Source organism: Arenibacterium sp. CAU 1754, assembly GCF_054482635.1.
Map to the genome: position 1 here is coordinate 603461 of NZ_JBTLRG010000002.1, position 20042 is coordinate 623502.

The 20042-nt window shown below is 62.2% G+C and carries 16 protein-coding genes; 5 read left to right on the forward strand and 11 right to left on the reverse strand.

Translation table 11 applies throughout. From position 1 onward, the window contains the following. Nucleotides 1–4: 4 nt before the first annotated feature. The 6 genes from rodA to ACXYMO_RS09730 form a co-directional block, all read right to left on the reverse strand. Nucleotides 5–1156 (reverse strand): rod shape-determining protein RodA, encoded by a 1152-nt coding sequence (gene rodA, locus ACXYMO_RS09705; RefSeq protein WP_458878497.1) that lies wholly within the window; start codon nucleotides 1154–1156, stop codon nucleotides 5–7. Beyond that, nucleotides 1153–3102 carry a penicillin-binding protein 2 gene (gene mrdA, locus ACXYMO_RS09710; protein WP_458878498.1) on the reverse strand — a complete coding sequence of 650 codons (1950 nt, stop codon included), beginning with the start codon at nucleotides 3100–3102 and terminating at the stop codon, nucleotides 1153–1155. Before mrdA ends, rodA begins: the two co-directional genes overlap by 4 nt. Further along, nucleotides 3099–3638 (reverse strand): rod shape-determining protein MreD, encoded by a 540-nt coding sequence (locus ACXYMO_RS09715; RefSeq protein WP_458878499.1) that lies wholly within the window; start codon nucleotides 3636–3638, stop codon nucleotides 3099–3101. Before ACXYMO_RS09715 ends, mrdA begins: the two co-directional genes overlap by 4 nt. Continuing rightward, nucleotides 3631–4530, reverse strand: a complete 900-nt coding sequence (gene mreC, locus ACXYMO_RS09720; protein WP_458878500.1) for a rod shape-determining protein MreC — start codon at nucleotides 4528–4530, stop codon at nucleotides 3631–3633. Before mreC ends, ACXYMO_RS09715 begins: the two co-directional genes overlap by 8 nt. A gap of 58 nt (nucleotides 4531–4588) precedes the next feature. After that, nucleotides 4589–5635 (reverse strand): rod shape-determining protein, encoded by a 1047-nt coding sequence (locus ACXYMO_RS09725; protein WP_458878501.1) that lies wholly within the window; start codon nucleotides 5633–5635, stop codon nucleotides 4589–4591. A gap of 225 nt (nucleotides 5636–5860) precedes the next feature. After that, the gene (locus ACXYMO_RS09730) at nucleotides 5861–7435 is read right to left on the reverse strand and encodes a 2-isopropylmalate synthase (protein ID WP_458878502.1); all 1575 of its coding nucleotides are present in this window, start codon (nucleotides 7433–7435) and stop codon (nucleotides 5861–5863) included. A gap of 308 nt (nucleotides 7436–7743) precedes the next feature. On the opposite strand from ACXYMO_RS09730, the gene ACXYMO_RS09735 reads away from it, so the two are divergent. Then, on the forward strand, nucleotides 7744–8409 hold the full coding sequence (locus tag ACXYMO_RS09735) for an SDR family NAD(P)-dependent oxidoreductase (RefSeq protein WP_458878503.1): 666 nt from the start codon (nucleotides 7744–7746) through the stop codon (nucleotides 8407–8409). A gap of 12 nt (nucleotides 8410–8421) precedes the next feature. Here ACXYMO_RS09735 and ACXYMO_RS09740 read toward each other — a convergent pair whose 3' ends face one another. Beyond that, nucleotides 8422–9870 (reverse strand): MORN repeat-containing protein, encoded by a 1449-nt coding sequence (locus ACXYMO_RS09740; protein ID WP_458878504.1) that lies wholly within the window; start codon nucleotides 9868–9870, stop codon nucleotides 8422–8424. A gap of 162 nt (nucleotides 9871–10032) precedes the next feature. Here ACXYMO_RS09740 and ACXYMO_RS09745 point away from each other — a divergent pair, with 162 nt between their 5' ends. Further along, nucleotides 10033–11691 (forward strand): NAD+ synthase, encoded by a 1659-nt coding sequence (locus tag ACXYMO_RS09745; protein WP_458878505.1) that lies wholly within the window; start codon nucleotides 10033–10035, stop codon nucleotides 11689–11691. 135 nt (nucleotides 11692–11826) lie between these two features. After that, on the forward strand, nucleotides 11827–13155 hold the full coding sequence (locus tag ACXYMO_RS09750) for an NAD(P)/FAD-dependent oxidoreductase (RefSeq protein WP_458878506.1): 1329 nt from the start codon (nucleotides 11827–11829) through the stop codon (nucleotides 13153–13155). Nucleotides 13156–13185: 30 nt separating this feature from the next. Here the strand turns inward: ACXYMO_RS09750 and ACXYMO_RS09755 are convergent, their stop codons facing one another. Continuing rightward, nucleotides 13186–14112, reverse strand: coding sequence for an MBL fold metallo-hydrolase (locus tag ACXYMO_RS09755; RefSeq protein ID WP_458878507.1), 927 nt, complete (start codon nucleotides 14110–14112; stop codon nucleotides 13186–13188). 218 nt (nucleotides 14113–14330) lie between these two features. Here ACXYMO_RS09755 and gltX point away from each other — a divergent pair, with 218 nt between their 5' ends. Further along, nucleotides 14331–15656: a glutamate--tRNA ligase gene (gene gltX / locus ACXYMO_RS09760; RefSeq protein WP_458878508.1), complete on the forward strand. Its 1326-nt coding sequence runs from the start codon at nucleotides 14331–14333 to the stop codon at nucleotides 15654–15656. On the opposite strand, the gene ACXYMO_RS09765 is transcribed toward gltX, so the two are convergent. After that, on the reverse strand, nucleotides 15653–16237 hold the full coding sequence (locus ACXYMO_RS09765) for a gamma-glutamylcyclotransferase family protein (protein WP_458878509.1): 585 nt from the start codon (nucleotides 16235–16237) through the stop codon (nucleotides 15653–15655). The two genes, gltX and ACXYMO_RS09765, sit on opposite strands and share 4 nt — an antisense overlap. A 104-nt stretch (nucleotides 16238–16341) precedes the next feature. Here ACXYMO_RS09765 and ACXYMO_RS09770 point away from each other — a divergent pair, with 104 nt between their 5' ends. Beyond that, nucleotides 16342–16806 (forward strand): RrF2 family transcriptional regulator, encoded by a 465-nt coding sequence (locus ACXYMO_RS09770; protein ID WP_458878510.1) that lies wholly within the window; start codon nucleotides 16342–16344, stop codon nucleotides 16804–16806. Here ACXYMO_RS09770 and ACXYMO_RS09775 read toward each other — a convergent pair. Then, nucleotides 16789–19317: an ABC transporter permease gene (locus tag ACXYMO_RS09775; RefSeq protein ID WP_458878511.1), complete on the reverse strand. Its 2529-nt coding sequence runs from the start codon at nucleotides 19315–19317 to the stop codon at nucleotides 16789–16791. The genes ACXYMO_RS09770 and ACXYMO_RS09775 overlap by 18 nt on opposite strands. After that, nucleotides 19314–20009: an ABC transporter ATP-binding protein gene (locus ACXYMO_RS09780; protein ID WP_458878512.1), complete on the reverse strand. Its 696-nt coding sequence runs from the start codon at nucleotides 20007–20009 to the stop codon at nucleotides 19314–19316. Before ACXYMO_RS09780 ends, ACXYMO_RS09775 begins: the two co-directional genes overlap by 4 nt. Nucleotides 20010–20042 lie beyond the last annotated feature (33 nt).

The following is a 20042-nucleotide window of genomic DNA, read 5'->3' on the forward strand; positions in this document are numbered from 1 at the left end:
TTTTTCATTTCATGCGCCCGCGCGGGCGGTGGATATGGGCACTTTGAACAAGGCCGAAGGCAATCATAAGGACCAGCATGGCCGAGCCACCATAACTGACCATGGGCAAGGGAACTCCCACAACCGGGGCAAGGCCCATGACCATGGACATGTTGACGGCAAAAAACAGGAAGAAGGTGATGGCCACGCCAAGTGTCACAAGCGAGGAAAACCGGTCACGCGTGGCCATCGCGGTTGCGACGCAAAAGACGACAATCAGCGCGTAAAGGCCAAGCAGGGAGATGCCGCCCAGAAATCCGAATTCTTCGGCCAGCGTGGTGAAGATAAAGTCCGTGTGTTTTTCAGGCAGAAAGTTCAGCCGCGATTGGGTGCCTTGCATGAACCCGCGCCCGGTCCATCCGCCCGAACCGAGAGCGATCTTGGACTGGGTGATGTGATACCCGGCGCCCAGCGGGTCGCTGGCCGGATCCAGAAACGTGTCTATGCGTCGGTATTGATAGTCTTTCAGCAATTGCCAGCTGGTACCGCGGCTTTGGAACACGGCCGTGATCAGGCCGACCCCGGCAGCGATGACGGCGGCGAAATAGGCCCAGTGCGCCCCGGCCAGAAAGATCAGCCCGCCCCCGGCCGTCAGCAGGAGGATCGAGGTGCCCAGATCGGGTTGGCGCAGAACGAGGAAGGTGGGCAGAAGGATGATCAGCAAAGGAACCAGAACCCAGAATGGGCGCGAGACCCGCTTGGCCGGCAGCCAGTCGTAATAGGCGGCCAGCAGCATCACCAGCGAGATTTTCATAAGCTCGGACGGCTGCAATCGCATGAACCCGATGTCGATCCAGCGTTGCGCGCCCTTGCCCTCGACACCAAAGAATTCGACCGCGATCAGCAGCAGGATGGACAGGCCATAGGCCACGGCAGCCATGTTGCGCCAGAACCAGATCGGCACCATTGCAACGATCAACATTGCGGTAAACCCAAAGGCAAAGCGTTTCATCTGGGGTTCGGCCCAGGGGGTCAGCGAGCCGCCTGCGACGGAATAGAGCATCAGGAAGCCAACTCCGGCAACACTGAGGAGCAACAGGTTCAGCGGCCAGTTCAGGTACAGAACCTTGCGCAGCCCGGTTGGCGTGGCTTTGACGTTATACTCAAGATAACTCATGCGCGGTTGCTTTCGCTGGTGCCGTCCTCTTGGCGTTCGCGTTGCAGGCGTTCTTGCTGGGCCTTGATGCGGCTGCGATCGCCGGTCGGATAGGCGGCCAAGGGCGGCGTTCCGTTGTAAAGCGCCTGCAACATGATGTCGCGCGCGATCGGGGCCGCGGCGGTCGATCCGCCGCCGCCATGTTCAACCACTATGGAGACCGCGAATTTCGGGTCGTCATAGGGGGCGAAGCTGACGAACAGGGCGTGGTCGCGGCGTTCCCACGGAAGGTCGCGATTTCGGATCACACCGGCGGCGCGTTCGGCGGCGGTGATGTTGCGCACCTGGCTGGTGCCGGTCTTTCCCGCCATGCGCATGGTGTCTTCGATGATGCGGCTGCGATAGGCGGTGCCGCGACGATCATTGCTGACCGCATACATGCCGCGGCGGATTTTGCGCAGGTTATTTTCGTTCAGCCCCATGCTATCGCCGGCACCGCTGGGTTGTTCGATACCATTGATGGATTTGACCAGACGGGGGGACAGGGACCGTCCGGTGGCGATCCGGGCCGACATTACCGCCAGTTGCAGCGGCGAGGCCAGCATATAGCCCTGACCGATCGAGGAGTTGGCCGTGTCGCCAATCAGCCAGTCCTGATTGTGCACCCGTGATTTCCAGGCGCGGTCCGGGGCAAGGCCACTGGCAACGGCGGACATCGGCAGATCGTGGCGCACGCCCAGCCCGAACCGGCGGGCCATTGCGGAAATCTTGTCGATCCCGACCTTGAGCGCGAGATCGTAATAGTAGACGTCACAACTTTGCTTGAGCGAATTCTGCAGGTCCATGTGTCCGTGGCCCGCGCGTTTCCAGCAGTGAAAGCGGCGGCCTGACACCTCAAGGTGACCGGGACAATATACCGTGTCGTCCGGACCGATCAGCCCGTCCTCAAGAGCGGCCATCGCCGTGATCATCTTGAAGGTCGAGCCGGGCGGATAGGTGCCCTGCACCGACTTGTTGGCCAGCGGGCGATAGGGGTCTTCGGTCAGACCGCGATAGTCGGCAACAGAAATGCCCTGGACAAACAGGTTTGGATCAAACGTGGGCGAAGACGCGATGGCGCGCAGGTCACCGTTCTCGCAATCGATCACGACCGCGCTGGCGCTTTCGTTGCCGAGGCGCGCCTGAACATAGCCCTGAAGGTCGGCGTCGATGCAAAGTTGCAGGTCGGCGCCCGGTTGCCCTTCGCGGCGGTCGAGTTCGCGCATGATCCGACCGGTGGCATTTACTTCGACCCGTTTGGCCCCGGCTTTGCCGCGCAGCAATTCCTCCTGCTTGGCCTCAATGCCGACTTTGCCGATCTGAAACCGTGGGATTCGCAGTACCGGTTCGGGGTCTTCGATCTGGCTGAGGTCATAGTCGCTGACCGGGCCGACATATCCGACCACATGGGCCATGTCGGCACCGCGCGGGTAGACGCGGGTCAGGCCGACCTCGGGGGTCACGCCGGGCAGGGCGGGCGCGTTCACGGCGACGCGGCTGACCTCCTCCCATGTTGCGCGATCCGACAGTGTGACCGGCAGGAACGGCGTTGTGCGGGTCCGTTCGATTTCGGTCAGGGCGCGGTTCAGTTCGTCGTCATCCAGTTCGACCAGTCGCGACAGGTCGGCAATGACCTTTTCGACATCACCTGCGTCCTCAGGAACGACGATGATGCGATAGCTGGGCACGTTACGGGCCAGAACCTTGCCATTGAGATCAAACAGTTCGCCCCGGGCGGGCGGGATCAGGCGGATGTTGATGCGGTTTTCTTCGGCCAGCAGGCGGAACTGATCGGCCTGATCGACCTGCAGGTACCGCATGCGAAAGGCCAGACCGCCTACAAACGCCGCCTGCAGCCCCCCCAGAAGAAGCGCGCGCCGACCCAATTGGCGATGGGAGAATTCCAGATCCTTGATGTTGCGTGTCATGCCCGGCCTCCAAACGAGCGGCCATCGTTGAGGGCCGGTTTTCGAATGCCCAGAACGCTTTGTGTGATCAGAACGACCACCGGATAGACCACGATTGTCAGCAACATCTGCGTCAGGCCCAGCCCCAGCGAGGGCTGACCCACCAGCAGGACCGACAGCACAAGGCGGTTGGCGATCGTGATGGCAATGATCACGATGCAGACGAGGGCCCATTCCCCCAGAAACCCGGCTTCGCCCAGGCTGGCGGCGCGGGCCTTGAGGTATTCGGACCCCAGCACCACCAGAACCGCGAAAAGCCCCGGAGGGCGCTGGAACATCAGATCGGCCATCAGCATGACAAGGGCCACGCTGAGCGCCGGTGCATAGTCCGGCCGTCGCAGCACCCAGGCGAGTGTAAAGGCCATCAGAAAATCCGGCGGTGCCCAGCGGCGCGGCACCGTATCCAGCGGGATAAGGTGGAAAAAGATGATCAGCATCGCGAGGCCGACAAACCCGGCGCGCATCACCCACAGGTGCGTGACCGACCGTTCAGCCATCGCCCGGTTCCTCCTCGGTCGCCTGCACGGTGGCCGCCGGGGCCACAAGGGTGCCCGGGTCGCTTACGGTTTCGGTGCCGTGGTGGCGAAGAACGCGCAGAAATTCGAGCCTCTCGTAATCCGCGGCCAGTCGCACGCGCAGCCGCCCGGACGGAGCGGCGGCCACCTGACCGATCAGCACCCCGGCAGGGAACACACCACCATCGCCTGAACTGACCACTCGGTCACCCGGGCGCACCAGATCGGGACTCTCCAGGAAATCCACCAGCGGCGCGGCGGAGTTGTCGCCCTTGATCAGGGCCGACTGTCCGGATGGCTGGATCGTGGCGGGGATCGAACTGGCCGCATCGGTCAGCAGGATCACGCGGGAGGTGTTTTGCCCGGTGCCGGATATGCGCCCGACCAGGCCGATACCGTCCATGGCGGCCCAACCATCCATGATGCCATCGCGCGCCCCCACGTTCAGCAGGACGGATTGGCGAAAGGGGGATCCGCTGTCGGCCATCACGACGCCGGTGACAAAGGTCAGACGCGGGTCCAGTCGCACGTTGTTCAGGTCGAGCAACCGGGCGTTTTCCTGTTCCAGTTGCAGCGCGGCTTCTTTCCAGGCCTGCATCTGGCGTAATTCGCTACGCAATTCGCGGTTCTGTTCGGCGAGACGTTGATAACTTTGGAAATCGCGGATCAGATTGATGGTGCCGGTCACCGGGGCCAGGGCCCAATCCATATTGGGCACGACGTTATCGGTCACCTGGGCGCGAAACCTCTCAACGCGGGGACTGTCGATGCGCCAGACAAGGAAGATGGCGATCAGGCACAGGCAGATCACCCCGATCAGCAATCGTCGCAGGGGGCCGGTGTAGTCGTCGCTTTGTGATCGGTCCTTGGCCAATGGAACCCTCTTGGTAATTCACCCGCCGGGGCGACATCTGGTCCCGAGGGTGCGTGCCCTAGCTGTCGTAGTCAATCGCGTGGCGCAATTGCTTTTCGTATTCCAGCGCCTTGCCGGTGCCCAGGGCCACGCAGTTCAGGCTTTCATCGGCAATCGAAACCGCCAGCCCGGTCTGTTCACGCAAGGCCAGATCCAATTCGCCCAGCAGCGCACCACCGCCGGTCAGCATGACGCCGCGGTCGACGATATCTGCGGCCAGATCGGGTGGGGTGGCTTCCAGCGCGGTCATCACCGCCTCGCAAATTTGCTGAACCGGTTCGGCCAGCGCCTCGGCCACCTGGGCCTGTGAAATCTCGATTTCCTTGGGCACGCCGTTCAACAGGTCGCGGCCCCGAATTTGCATCGATGTGCCGCGCCCGTCGTCGGGCATGCGGGCGGTGCCGATGCTGGTCTTGATGCGTTCCGCCGTGCTTTCGCCCACCAGAAGGTTCTGCTGGCGGCGCAGGTAGGAAATGATCGCCTCGTCCATGCGGTCACCGCCGACGCGGACCGAACGGGCGTAAACGATATCGCCCAGCGACAGAACGGCCACTTCGGTTGTCCCGCCGCCGATGTCGACCACCATGTTGCCAGTGGGGTCTGTAATGGGCATGCCCGCGCCGATCGCGGCGGCAATGGGTTCTGCAATCAGCCCCGCGCGGCGGGCGCCGGCGGACAGAACCGACTGGCGGATCGCGCGCTTTTCAACGGGCGTTGCCCCATGGGGCACGCAGACGATGATCTTGGGCTTTGAAAAAGTCGAGCGTTTGTGCACCTTGCGGATGAAATGTTTGATCATTTCTTCGGCGGTGTCAAAATCGGCAATCACGCCTTCGCGCATCGGGCGGATCGCTTCGATGCTGCCGGGCGTGCGGCCAAGCATCAGCTTGGCGTCCTCGCCCACGGCCAGCACCTTTTTGACGCCGTCCTTGACGTGATAGGCCACGACCGACGGTTCAGACAGGATAATACCGCGCCCTTTGACGTAGACGAGCGTGTTGGCTGTCCCCAGGTCAATCGCCATGTCTGCGGTGAACAAGCCGCCAAGTGCATCAAAAAAGGCCATTAAATCGGGATCCTGTAGAGAACTGCCATTTTGGCCCACGACTCAGACAAGTGCAGGCCAAGTATATATATGCGGGCGCGGGCGCGGGTAAAAGGCCGGATTCCGCGCAGTTCAGCGCCATTCCGCCAAGTCGGGCCGTGCAACAGGGCAAGGCATCCGACTGCCCGCGTGCGCAGTGCCGGTTTCGCGCACCGGCCGGTCAGGACGGTGCGCGAGAGGATCAGATCAGGACACGTCCTTGTACGAAATCTCGCGCCGGTCTTCGCCGGGCGCGGATTTCTCGCGCCGCACGATCAGGCGGTTCAGGGCATGCACATAGGCCTTGGCACTAGCGACGACCGTGTCGGTGTCAGCTGACTGACCGGTGACAATGCGCCCGTCTTCCTCCATCCGGACGCTGACGGTGGCCTGGGCGTCGGTGCCTTCGGTGACCGCATGCACCTGATAAAGCTGCAGCCGTGCATCATGCGGGAACAGAGCCTTGACCGCGTTGAACGTGGCATCCACGGGGCCATCGCCGGTTTGGGTTGTGCTGTGTTCGGTGCCGTCCACATCCATCACCAGATCGGCGGTTTGCGGACCCTCGGTGCCGCAGACAACGCGAAGCGACTTAATCTTGAGACGGTCGTTTTCGGGGTCTTCGCCCACACGCATCAGCGCGATCAGGTCGTCGTCATAGACCTCTTTCTTGCGGTCGGCGAGTTCCTTGAACCGCACGAACACATCCTTGAGTTGGTTATCCCCCAGCTCAAACCCCAGATCGGACAGTTTCGCGCGCAGCGCTGCCCGGCCCGAATGCTTACCCATCACGAGGCTGGTATCGGCAAGGCCGACATCCTCGGGGCGCATGATCTCGAACGTCTCGGCGTTTTTCAGCATCCCATCCTGGTGGATGCCGCTTTCGTGCGCAAAGGCGTTCTTGCCCACGATGGCCTTGTTGAACTGTACCGGGAACCCCGAAACGGTCGCGACGCGGCGCGAGATGTTCATGATCTTGGTCGTGTCGATATTGGTATTCCACGGCATGATGTCGTGGCGCACCTTGAGGGCCATCACCACCTCTTCCAACGCGGTGTTGCCGGCACGTTCGCCCAGACCGTTGATCGTGCATTCGATCTGGCGGGCCCCGCCGGCGACGGCAGCAAGGCTGTTGGCGGTCGCCATGCCAAGATCGTTGTGGCAATGGGTGGCGAAAATCACCTCGTCCGCGCCGGGAACCGTGGAAATCAGGTTGCGGATCAGGCTGGCGGATTCCTCGGGCGCGGTATAGCCGACCGTGTCGGGGATGTTGATCGTGCTGGCCCCGGCCTTGATCGCAATTTCGACCACGCGGCACAGGTAATCCCATTCGGTGCGGGTGGCATCCATGGGCGACCATTGCACGTTGTCGCACAGGTTGCGCGCATGGGTGACCGTTTCATGGATGCGATCGGCCATTTCGTCCATGGTCAGGTTGGGAATGGCGCGGTGCAGCGGCGATGTGCCAATAAACGTGTGAATGCGTGGTTGGCGGGCGTGTTTCACCGCCTCCCAACAGCGGTCGATATCGCCCGTGGCCGCGCGGGCCAGACCGCAGATCACGCTGTTCTTGGCATTGCGGGCAATGTCGGAAACGGCCTTGAAATCGCCCTCGGAGGCGATAGGAAAACCGGCCTCGATGATGTCCACGCCCATTTCGTCGAGCAGCCCGGCAATTTCGAGCTTTTCATCGTGGGTCATGGTGGCGCCGGGCGATTGTTCGCCGTCGCGAAGCGTCGTGTCGAAGATCAGTACGCGATCTTTGTCGATGGATTGGGTCATTTTGGTATCTTTCGTATCTGTCCTAAAGCCAATGGCGCGCGGGCTGCATCCTCTGAGCGGGCGCGCCGAAAGGCACGCTCAGAGGCGCGTTAGGATCAGTAGGCCACGCAGGGCAGCGCCGCAGAATGCGGTCGGCGTCTGGATATGTGCGTGACGTGTCATGGCCGCAGGTTATACCGGTGTGTGGCGCAAAGAAAAGACCGAATATGCCCATCTCTGGGTCGCGCCCTGCCACAGAACGGGCTGGCCTGTCCGTGACGCGCGGAAAATTCATTGAAACATGTGGCGGCGCGGCTAGTTATTCAGCGATGGAACGGGCTTTGATCATAGGGGCGAGCGGGGGGATCGGATCCGCAGTTGCCGGGGCGTTGAGTGCGGGCAACATTGAGGTGACGGGCCTGTCGCGGTCACGCGATGGGCTGGACGTCACGGACGAGGTGAGCGTCGAAAAAGGTCTCGCAGACGTCGCAGGGCCATTCGATCTGATCCTCGTTGCGACCGGTGCTCTGGAAATCAACGGGGCGGCCCCTGAGAAAACCATCAAATCGGTCACTGCGCAGGCGATGGCGGACCAGTTCGCGCTGAACGCCATTGGCCCGGCGCTGGTGTTGAAACACGTGATGCCGCTGATTCCGCGCAAGACCCGTGCAGTTGTTGGTGTCCTGTCGGCGCGGGTCGGGTCCATCGGTGACAATCGATTGGGCGGATGGGTCAGTTACCGGGCCGCCAAGGCCGCCGTGAACCAGGTGGTGCACACCTGTGCGATCGAGTTGGCCCGGACACACCCCAAGGCGATCTGCGTGGCGCTTCATCCCGGTACCGTCCAGACGCCGTTCACACGGAAGTACCTGTCACGGCATCCGTCGGTTCCCGCCGATCAGGCCGCAGAAAATCTGCTGTCCGTGATCAAGGGCCTGGCGCCCGAGGATAGCGGCCAGTTCTTTGACTGGGCCGGAAACCCCGTGCCCTGGTAGGACTATGACGGCTCAGTTGCTGCTTTCGCTGGTGGGTTCGGAGTCAGGGCTGTCGGCAGGTTCCGACTCCCTCTCGCTCAGCGCGCCGTTTTCCCATGTTCCGCTGGCTTCCTGCCCCGAGGCATAGCGCATGGTTCCGGTACCCTGACGTTTGCCTTTGACGAACTCACCCTCATAGACATCGCCATTGGCGTAGGTCGCCGTGCCGGTGCCGCTGATTTCGCCATCCAGCCATTCGCCGACATAGCGGAACCCGCCCGCCATGACAATTTCACCCTGACCGTGGCGTTTTCCGTCTGCGAATTCGCCCGTATAGACGGAGCCGTCGGAATAGGTAGCCGTGCCTTTGCCGTGGCGTTGACCGTCCTGCCACATGCCATCGTATTTGTAGCCGTCAGGGTAGGTCATCACGCCCTGTCCGTGGTTGCGGGCATTGCGGAATTCGCCGGTATAGACCGTGCCGTTAGCATAGGTCGCGGTTCCGCGCCCTTCGATCACGCCAGCAACCCAACCGCCTTCATAGGTGGAGCCGTTCGTATAGGTTATCTTGCCTTCGCCGTCGGCCAGATCGGCCTGGAAACTGCCGGTATAAACCGATCCGTCGGGATAGGTGACGGTCCCGGTGCCTTCGATCTGACCGGCCATCCACGATCCTTTGTAGACATAACCATCTGTCCCGGTGAACGTGCCCTGACCGTCGCGCCGGTCATCTGCGAAATCGCCCTCGTAGACGTCGCCGTTGGCGTAGTCCACGCGGCCTTTGCCCTGCCGTTTCCCGCCCACCAGCATGCCGGTGTAAACATCCCCGTTGGGTTGGGTCAGGGTGCCGATCCCTTCGATCTGGCCCTCTTTCCAGGGTCCGACATAGGTCAGCCCATCGGGCAGGGTCAGCTTGCCCTCGCCATGGCGTTCGCCGTTGAGGATATCGCCATCATAAACGGCGCCGTCGGGATAGGTGATGACACCCTTTCCCTGTTTCTCGCCGTTTGCCCACTCACCACGGTATTCATAGCCACCCGGGCTTTGCATCGTGCCTGTGCCGTGATGCTGCGCATCCAGAAACTCACCTTCATAGCGCACGCCATTGGCATAGACCGCGATGCCCTGACCGTTGATCTTGCCGTCGCTCCAATACCCTTCATAGGTGCCGCCATCGGAAAACGTGATCTTTCCCAGCCCTTGGGGTTTGCCCTTGACGAACTCTCCCTCATAGACCGACCCGTTGGGAAACCGGGCGACGCCCTTGCCCTTGATCTCACCGTTTTCCCACTGGCCTGTGTATTCATAGCCATTGGGCAGACGGTAGGTGCCGGTGCCGTGCTGCAACCCGCCCTTGAACGTGCCCTCATAGACACCGCCGATGTCGTCCTGTGTGGTCAGTACCTGATCGCTTTGGGCCAGAACCGGCCCGCTGCAAGCCAGTGCGAAGATCGCGGTGAGGGCCGTGGTGCGCTGTGTCATGCAAGCTCCTGTCTGGCGGAATGCCCGGTCCGCGCGATGCGCGACCCTTGTGAAATTAGGCGAGCAACCGGTTCGGGGCAACGTCTTTCGCTGCAATCTGCTTTCCCCTGCGGTGTGATCTGGTAAATGACCAGAGAAGGAACACCAAGCGCAGGGGCCGTCATGTCCGACCGTTTTCGCATTACTCTGGGTCAGCTGAACCCGATTGTCGGGGATTTGTCCGGCAACGCGGCCAAGGCGCGCGAGGCATGGCAGGCCGGACGTGAGGCCAAGGCCGACCTTGTGGCGCTGCCCGAGATGTTCATCACCGGGTACAATGCGCAGGATCTGGTGATGAAACCGGCGTTTTACACGGCGGCCATCGAACAGGTGCGCGCGCTGGCGCAGGAGTGTGCAGACGGGCCGGCGCTGGCCATTGGCGGGCCGTGGGTGGAAGGCACCGAACTTTACAACGCCTACCTGATCCTGAAAGGCGGCAAGATCGCCAGCACGGTTCTGAAGCATCATCTACCCAATGAAACCGTGTTCGACGAGGTGCGCATTTTCGACGCCGGTCCGCTGGGCGGCCCCTATAGCGTGGGCAACACCCGGATCGGCAGCCCGATCTGCGAAGATGCCTGGCACGAGGATGTGGCCGAAACCCTGGCCGAAACGGGGGCCGAGTTCCTGTTGGTGCCCAACGGGTCGCCCTATTACCGGGGAAAGCATGACACCCGGCTGAACCACATGGTGGCCCGCGTGATCGAAACCGGGTTGCCGCTGATCTATCTCAACATGGTCGGCGGGCAGGACGATCAGGTGTTTGACGGGGCGACCTTTGGACTGAACCCGGGTGCCGAACTGGCGTTCCAGATGCCGCAATTCGACAGCGCCATCGCCCATGTCGATCTTGAGCGCGGCGCCGAGGGCTGGCGCATTCTGCCGGGCGAGGAACATGTGCATCCCAGCGAATGGGAACAGGATTATCACGTCATGGTACTGGGCCTGCGCGATTACATGGCCAAGACCGGTTTCAAAAAGGTGCTGCTGGGCCTGTCCGGTGGCGTGGATTCCGCCATCGTCGCCACCATCGCGGTGGATGCGCTGGGCGCGGACAATGTGCGCTGCGTGATGCTGCCGTCCGAATACACCTCGCGCGCGTCGCTAGAGGATGCCGAGGCTGTCGCCAAGGCGTTGGGCTGCCGGTACGATTACGTCCCGATTTCCGAGGGGCGCGCGGCGATCACCAACACGCTGGCCCCGCTGTTCGAGGGCACCGAACCCGGCCTGACCGAGGAGAACATCCAGTCCCGCCTGCGCGGTCTGCTGTTGATGGCGCTCAGCAATAAGTTTGGCGAGATGCTGTTGACGACCGGCAACAAATCCGAGGTGGCAGTGGGTTATGCCACGATCTATGGCGACATGGCCGGTGGCTATAATCCGATCAAGGATCTGTATAAAACGCGGGTGTTCGAAACCTGCCGCTGGCGCAATGAAAACCACCGCGACTGGATGATGGGCCCGGCGGGCGAGGTGATCCGCCCCAACGTGATCGACAAACCGCCCACGGCGGAATTGCGCGAAGATCAGAAAGACAGCGACAGCCTGCCTGACTATCCTGAACTAGACGCATTGCTGAACATTCTGGTCGACAAGGACGGCAGCATCGCTGATTGCGTCGCCGCCGGGTTCGACCGCGCCACCGCCAGGAAGGTCGAGCATCTGGTCTATATCAGCGAATACAAACGGTTCCAGTCAGCCCCCGGTCCGCGCCTGACCAAGCGGGCATTCTGGCTCGACCGGCGCTATCCGATCGTGAACCGCTGGCGTGACGGGTCCTGAGCCGGGCATTTCAAACGCGTGCATCGCGTGTAAATAGTTACTGTAAGTGTCGGCTGGGCCACAACTGCCGCAGATCGATCCAATAGGGAACACGGCCAACTGGACCAGGTCAGAAGGATCTGTGTAGATGCTCCAATGCCGGGGCCTGTTGTTACACCGTTTCAGTCTGATCATCGCCTGCCCGACCGTGTTGATGTGGTTGTTATCGGCGGCGGGATCATCGGTGTTTCCACGGCGCTTGAGCTTGCCGAACGTGGCCAATCTGTCCTGCTGTGCGAAAAGGGCCAGATCGGGGCCGAACAATCGAGCCGCAACTGGGGATGGGTGCGCCTGTCCCAGCGTGATCCGCGCGAAATTCCTCTGATGATCGAAGCGATCCGCATCTGGGAAGGTCTGGATGCGCGCGTCGCTGGCAAGACCGGCTATGCGAAGACCGGCATTTTGTTCACCTCACCCAACGCGCGCAGTGTGGCCCGCAACGAGCGCTGGGCCGAACATCTGGCCCCGCTTCAGATCGACTGCCGCGTCATTCAGGGCGATGAACTGGAGCAGTTGATGCCGGGCCACCAAATGAAGGTGAAAGGCGCACTTTATACGCCCACCGATGGCCGGGCCGAGCCACAATGGGCCGCCCCGGCGATTGCTGAAGGTGCGCGCGCGGCGGGGGCCACGGTGATGACCGCATGCGCCGTTCGCGGCGTTGATCTGGAAGGGGGGCGCATCGCCGGTGTGGTGACCGAAAAGGGCCGGGTCAAATGTGGTGCGGTCGTTCTGGCGGGCGGGGCATGGTCGCGTCTGTTTGCGGGCAATGCGGGCATCCGGCTGCCGCAACTCAAGGTGCTGAACACGGTCATGCGCACGACACCGGTACAGGGGCCCGAGGCCTCGGTCTGGGCCGATGACTTTGCCCTGCGCAAACGCGCCGACGGGGGGTATACTATCGCCTCGGGCACCGAGAACATGGTTGATATCGTTCCCGACAGTTTCCGGCTGGCCAAGGCATTCTTGCCTGCCCTGATCGCCGAGTGGAGTTCGCTCAGGTTCCGTATCTCTGGCCGCTGGGGCCAAGAAGCGCGAGAAGCGCGCAGTTGGCGCCCGGACGAAGTGACGCCCTTTGAGTTGTGCCGGATCCTGGACCCAAACCCGTCACAGCGTGTGTTACGCTCCAGCTGGGCCGAAGCGCAGCGCGCCTTTCCGATCTTTGAAAAGGCCGACATCGTGCAGAGTTGGGCCGGCATGATCGACGTCACGCCGGATGCGATCCCGGTAATTTCTGGCGTGGTTGACATGCCCGGCATGTTCATCGCGACAGGGTTTTCCGGACACGGATTCGGCATCGGCCCAGGCGCGGGGCGGTTGATGGCGGACCTGGTGACGGGGGCCACACCCGTGGTTGACCCGCATGATTTCCGCCTGTCGCGTTTCACCGACGGCAGCCGGATCAAACCTGACAGCGGGTTTTGACCGGGCACAAGATGCACCCGGTCAATCAGGTCACAGCATCAGCTGATAGCTGTGGGGCACGTAATGATAGGCGTCATTGCGCGTTTCCACAAAACCCAGACCCGGGAAGGGCATGTGATAGCCGATCATCGGAATCTGATCTGCCGACAGCATGTCGAGGATTTGGCGACGCGTGGCGGCGGCGGCGGCCTTGTCACGATCGAATTTGACCTCCCAATCCGGATAGGCCAGCGACCAGACGTAATGGTTCGCGAAATCCGCCCCCAGCAAAAGCTGCTTGCCGCCGCTCTCCAGCATATAGGTCATGTGGCCCGGCGTATGGCCAAATGCCGCCATCGAGGTGATCCCGCTTGCGACGCTGCCACCATCGTCGAGGAAAGTGGTCTGCTCGGCGAGCGGGCGCATCTTTGCCTCGAAGGTTTCGTTGCCGGACATGTCCCATTCATCGAATTCGACCGATCCGGTCACATAGCGGGCGTTGGGAAAGGTCGGTGTGCCATCCGTGCTGAGCCCGCCGATATGGTCGCCGTGCATATGGGTAATGACCACGACATCGACCTGATCCGGGGTGTAGCCGGCCGCGGCCAGCGCGGCCGTCGTTCCGGCGCCGGACAGGCCGGTATCAAACAACACCAATTCCGATCCGGTGTTGACCACGGTCGGTGTGAAAAAGAACTGTGCGACGTCCGTGGGAATTCGTGCTGCCTTGGATGCGGCGGCGAATTCCTCGGCCGAGGCATTCAGGCCAAAGATCGCATGGGGGTTTTCCACCGGGCGGGTTCCGGCCAGCAGGGTGGTGACGTCGAATTCGCCCAGCTTGATCCGGTTGAACAGCGGCGCGGATGTGCCCATCATCGGTGCGGCGGCCTGAACCGAGTTGGCTGTTGCTGCGGCAATCGGCAGTGCCGCAGCCCCGGCAAGAGCGGCGCGGCGGGTCAATTTGATTTCTTTGGTCATGGCATTCCTCCTTCTATTGGGATGGATCGCAAGTAGTGCGAAACCGTCGCCTGGCCAGTGTAGCCTGTCCGCACATTGGTCTGTGCGCCAAGGCACATTCCCGTGTTACGGCGAGTCGGTAAACCCTTTTTCGTGAGCCTCTGACCCTAGAGACCCGGCGCAGTTTACTGGACAAAGCCCGGCCCCTGTGACAAACGGCGCCGGTACAGGAGACACCAATGACCACCACCCGTTTCGCCCCGTCGCCCACCGGCTTTATCCATATCGGAAACCTGCGCACGGCGCTGATGAATTTCCTGATTGCCCGAAAATCCGGGGGCACGTTCATTCTGCGGATCGACGATACTGACCCGGAACGCTCGAAAGAGGAATATGTCGATGCCATCAAGGAAGACCTTGAATGGCTGGGCCTGCACTGGGATCGGGTCGAGCGTCAGTCGCATCGGCTTGACCGCTATGCCGAGGCGGCGGACAAGCTGCGCGAGATGGGCCGCTTTTATGAGGCGTTCGAGACGCCGGTAGAGCTGGACCTCAAGCGCAAGAAACAACTGAACATGGGGCGGCCGCCGGTCTATGACCGGGCTGCACTTTCCCTGAGTGACGCCGAAAAGGATGCCCTGCGCGCAGAGCGAGGACAGGGCGTGTGGCGGTTTCTGCTGAACCACGAACGCATTGAATGGACCGATGGAATCTTGGGCGACATCTCGATCGACGCGGCAAGTGTCAGCGACCCGGTTCTGATCCGGGGCGATGGTCAGGTTCTTTACACGCTGGCTTCGGTCGTGGACGACACGGAAATGGGCGTAACGCACGTCGTGCGCGGGTCGGACCATGTGACCAACACTGCAACCCAGATTCAGATCATCCAGGCGCTGGGCGGAAAAGTTCCGCATTTTGCGCACCATTCGCTGTTGACCGGGCCACAGGGCGAATCCCTCAGCAAGCGGCTGGGCACGCTTTCGCTTCGCGATCTGCGGGCCAAGGGCGTGGAGCCGATGGCGCTGCTCAGCCTGATGGCGCGGCTTGGCTCCAGCGATCCGGTGGAGTTGCAGACCGACATGGGCAAGCTGATCGACGGGTTTGACGTGTCCCGCTTTGGGTCCGCGCCGACCAAATTCGACGAGGCGGACCTTTATCCGCTGACCGCCCATTACTTGCAGTCCCTGCCGCTTGAGGATGTGCGCGAGCAAGTCGATGCTCTGGGCCTGCCTGCCGATCTGGCCGAGCCGTTCTGGCTGATGGCGCGCGACAATATCACCACGTTGGGCGATCTTGGCCAGTGGTGGGATCTGTGCCGGGACGGGGCCGACCCGCTGATCGCGGACGAGGATAAGGATTTCGTGGAACAGGCGATGGCGATACTGCCGCCGCTGCCGTTTGACGACTCCACCTGGGCCAATTGGACCAGCGCGGTGAAAGAGGCCACCGGTCGCAAAGGGCGCGGATTGTTCATGCCACTGCGAAAGGCGATCACCGGGCGCGAACGCGGCCCGGAGATGGCAGCGTTGATGCCATTGCTGCAGGTTGTGCGGGGGCGCGGTTAACCCGTCGCGACCTCATTCCTGGTGATGATCCGGACCGACAACTCCATCAGGTGGTCATCGACGCAGCGCGTTTCTTGTGCGCTCAGGCTCTGATACCGGGGATAGCGCGGTTCGGCGCGGTCGTTCAGAATGGGCGCGTCCCAGCCCGAGGTCGTCGCGAAAAAGCGTTCAACCCCGTCGCGCCCGAATTCCCGCAGATAGCCCTGAACGACAACGTCCAGATAGCTGAGCAGGATCGGATGCGCATTCGTCGGCGTGCCGTGCCGGTCGGCGGGCACGGAATAGACCGCAATGTCGAGCGGGTCTGACAGCGGATGGGTCACCGCGTGGCTGGCCGCAACACGGTCATAGGCCCATTCGCGCTGATCCAGAGCCTCCCAGTCAGCACCGGGGACCTGGGCAATCAGACCTTCTATTTCACAGGCGTCATCCGGCACGGCGGTCAGAAACGCGACCGGTCGCAGATCGGTGTGTCGCCAGGCGCGCCGCCATCCCGTCAGGCGGGCGGGTTGAGGGCGGGCAAAGTCATGCGTCGCCCGGTTCACAAGGCTTCCATAGCCGAAGAAATACGGATCATTCATTGTTGTTTCTGTCCAAACCGGGGTTTGTCGAATTGATGCAAGTCAAACCATTGTTTTGCGAACCGTGCAACAGTGAGGCCCTTCGTCCTTGGAAGGGTCTTCTGATGCGCATTACCAAACGTACCAATATTGCCATGCGGCTGTTGATGTATTGTGCCGCTCATCCCGACCGCCTGGTCACAAAAAACGAAATTGCGGCCTGCTGCAATGTTTCGGAAAACCACTTGGCGCAGGTGATCAACCAACTCAGTCAACTTGGATATCTCAGTACGCAGCGTGGCCGCAATGGCGGCATGAAGCTGGGACGGTCGCCCGAAAGCATTCAGGTGGGCAGCGTGTTTCGTGACGTCGAAGGCGACTTGCCGATCGTGGAATGCTTTGCCGATGCCGATAACAGTTGCCCGCTGGTCTCGGCATGCCGGCTGAAAACCATCCTCGCCGAGGCGGCCCAGGCGTTTTATGCGTTTCTGGACAAGGTCACCTTGTCGGAGCTTGTGTGCGACAATGACAGGCTGATCTCGATGCTGCAGCCCATCGAGTGCGGTGCCCGGTCACTCGCGCGCTCGTAAAATCCGGGCCGGGCGGGCCGCGAGCGGTCGCCATGCAAACATCAGCCCGGCCAGCAATGTGGCCAGCATCCCGCCGCCGACAATGGCCAGAGCGGAGGGCCAGATCACGGCGAAATCGGTTTCCAGGACGAATGTGCTGACCGCCCAACCGCCTGCAATTCCGGCGAACAGGGCGACGACACCCGCCGCCAGCCCCAACAGGGCAGACCGGATGGCAAAGCTGAGCATGATCCGGCGGCGCGCGGCCCCTAGGGTTTTCAGAACGGCGGCCTCATAGGTGCGCGCGCTTTCTCCGGCGGCGGCGGCGCCGATCAACACCAGAAATCCGGTCAGCAGCGTGGCCGCCGCGCCATAGGATGTGGCGGCGGCGAGACCGGCCAGAACCTCGGCCACGCGGTCAATGGCATCGCGCACCCGGATGGCGGTGATGTTGGGATAGGCGCTGGCCAGATCCCGCAGGATTTGCGCCTCGGCGTTCTCTTCGGCGTAGACAGTCGAAATGAAACTGTGTGGCGCGCCTTGCAGCGCCGACGGGTTCATCGACAGCACAAACCCGATGCCGGCAGTCGAAAAATCAACTTCGCGAAAGCTGGTGATGGTTGCGGTGATATCGCGCCCCAGGATGTTGATGGTCATCGTGTCGCCCAGCCGGATGCCCATTTCTTCGGCTTCTTCTGCGGCAAAGCTGATCTGGGGCGGGCCGGTATAATCAGCGGGCCAGAATTCACCCGCGGTGACGTGGGTGTTTTCGGGCAATTCAGCGGAATAGGTCAGCCCGCGATCACCGCGCAAGACCCAATGCGACCCGACCGCTTCGATCGCAGGCTGGCCATTGATGCGGGTGATGACCCCGCGCAGCATGGGCGCGCTGTCAACGCGCGATACGGCAGGATCATTTGCAAGGCGCTCGGTGAACCCCTGGATCTGGTCCTTTTGAATGTCGACAAAGAAATAGGACGGCGCCACATCCGGCAGATTGCCAGAAATCGCCGCGCGCAAGTTGCCGTCGATCTGCCCGACGGCGGCCAGTACCGACAGGCCCAGTCCCAGCGACAGAACAACCGAGGCGGCCCCCTCACGTGGTCCAGAAATCGCCGCCAGCGCCCACCGCAGGGCGGGCCGTCCCCGCGCGATCACCGAACTGTGTCGGGCGATCAGACGGATCAAAATGGCCGACACGGTCAGCAGCACCAGAGCCCCAAACAGCCCCCCGGTCGTCCAGAGCGTCAGGCGGATCGTGCCGCTGAACCATGCGGCCAGTCCGACCAGCGCGACCAGTCCGATGCCCGTGGCCACCAGATACCGCAGCGGCGGTAACAGGCGGGCCGTGGACAATGCATCGCGGAACAGCGTCGCGGCGCGGACCTCTTCGGTGCGGGCCAGCGGCCAGAGCGTGAAGATGAAGGCAGTCAAAAGGCCGTAAATCGCCGCCTCGCCCAGCGGCGCGGGATAAAAGGCAAATGCGGAGGGGATGGGCAGGCGCGCCTCGATCAACGGGGCAAGCATCAGAGGAACAATCGCGCCAAGGACCAACCCAATGGAAATGCCCACGACCGACAGGATGGCAATTTGAAAGAAATAGGTCTTGAAGATGGTCGCGCGTTCCGCCCCAAGCGTGCGCAGTGTTGCGATCACACTGGTTTTTCCTGCGAGATAAGCCCGCACGGCGGCGGATACGCCGACCCCGCCAACGGCCAGGCCCGACAGGCCAACGAGCACCAGGAACGCGCCCAGCCGGTCGACAAACTGGGATACCCCCGGCGCGCCATTGCGGGAATCGCTCCACCGCAGGCCGGTTTCGCGAAACCTCTCCTCGGCCTCGCGCGCGAGGGCGGGCAGGTCGATATCCTCCGGCAGGTCGAGCCGGTATTTCGTTGAATAGAGCGTGCCCGGCTCCAGCAACCCGGAGGCTTGCAATGCCTCGGTCGCAACGATGGTGCGCGGGCCCAGTCCGAACCCGCCCGAGGCATTGTCGGGCTCATGCTCGAGGATTGCCATGAGGACGAAATCCTGCGTGCCGAGCCGGAACCTCTCACCCGGTTTGAGGCCCAGGCGATCGGCCAGAACCAATTGCATCACGGCGCCTGGCTGGCCGTTTCCGCCGGCCAGCGCGCGGTCAATTGACATCTCGGGGGACAGACTGACCGCCCCAATCAGCGGATAGGCGTCATCGACGGCCTTGACCTGCGTCAGCCCGCGTTCAGTCGTGCCGTTGCGGTCCACGACCACCATGGAGCGGAAATCGACCACTTCGGAAACGGAAAGCGCATTTTGCGCCATCCAGTCTCGTTCCTCTTGCGCGGCAAAGCGATAGGTGAATTCCATTTCGGCATCGCCGCCAAGAAGGGCCGCGCCTTCGCGGTTCAGGCCCGCCTGAATGCTGGCGCGGACAGTGCCGACAGCAGCAATCGCGGCGACCCCAAGCGCCAGACAGGCCAGAAAGATGCGAAACCCGCGTAGCCCGCCGCGCAATTCGCGCCGCGCAAAACGCAGGGCGGTGCGTGTGCTCATTCCGCGGCGTCCCGTTTCTGTTCGGGCGCGATCTGTCCGTCACGCAGGCGGATCACCCGGTCACAGCGCTGGGCCAGTTCATTGGAATGGGTCACCAGAACCAGCGTGGCGCCGTGCCGGTCGCGCAGCCCGAACAAAAGGTCGATGATCGCATTGCCATTGTCCTGATCCAGATTGCCGGTGGGTTCATCCGCCAACAGAATGTCCGGCCGCGGCGCAAGCGCGCGGGCAAGGGCGACGCGTTGCTGTTCACCCCCCGACAATTGCGCGGGATAGTGGTTGGTCCGGTCAGCAAGGCCAACGGCGGCCAATTCATTTTGTGCCCGCTCAAAGGTGTCCGACGCGCCCGCCAGTTCCAGCGGGGTCGCGACGTTTTCCAGTGCGGTCATGGTCGGAATCAGGTGAAAGGACTGAAACACGACGCCCATATGATCGCGTCTGAACCGGGCGAGTTCATCCTCGTTCATGCGGGTCAGGTCATGGCCAAGGGCGGTGATAGTGCCCCCGGTCGCCTGCTCAAGCCCGCCCATCACCATCAACAGTGAGGACTTGCCCGATCCGGACGGTCCGACAAGGCCCAATGTTTCGCCGCGGTGCACATCCAGCGTGATGCCGCGCAGAATATTGACAAGGCCGGCATTGCCATTCAGCGACAAAGCAGCATCTTTTAGGGAAAGGATTGGGTCGGTCATGGGCCCTGACAATGTTTAATCATGTGACATCAG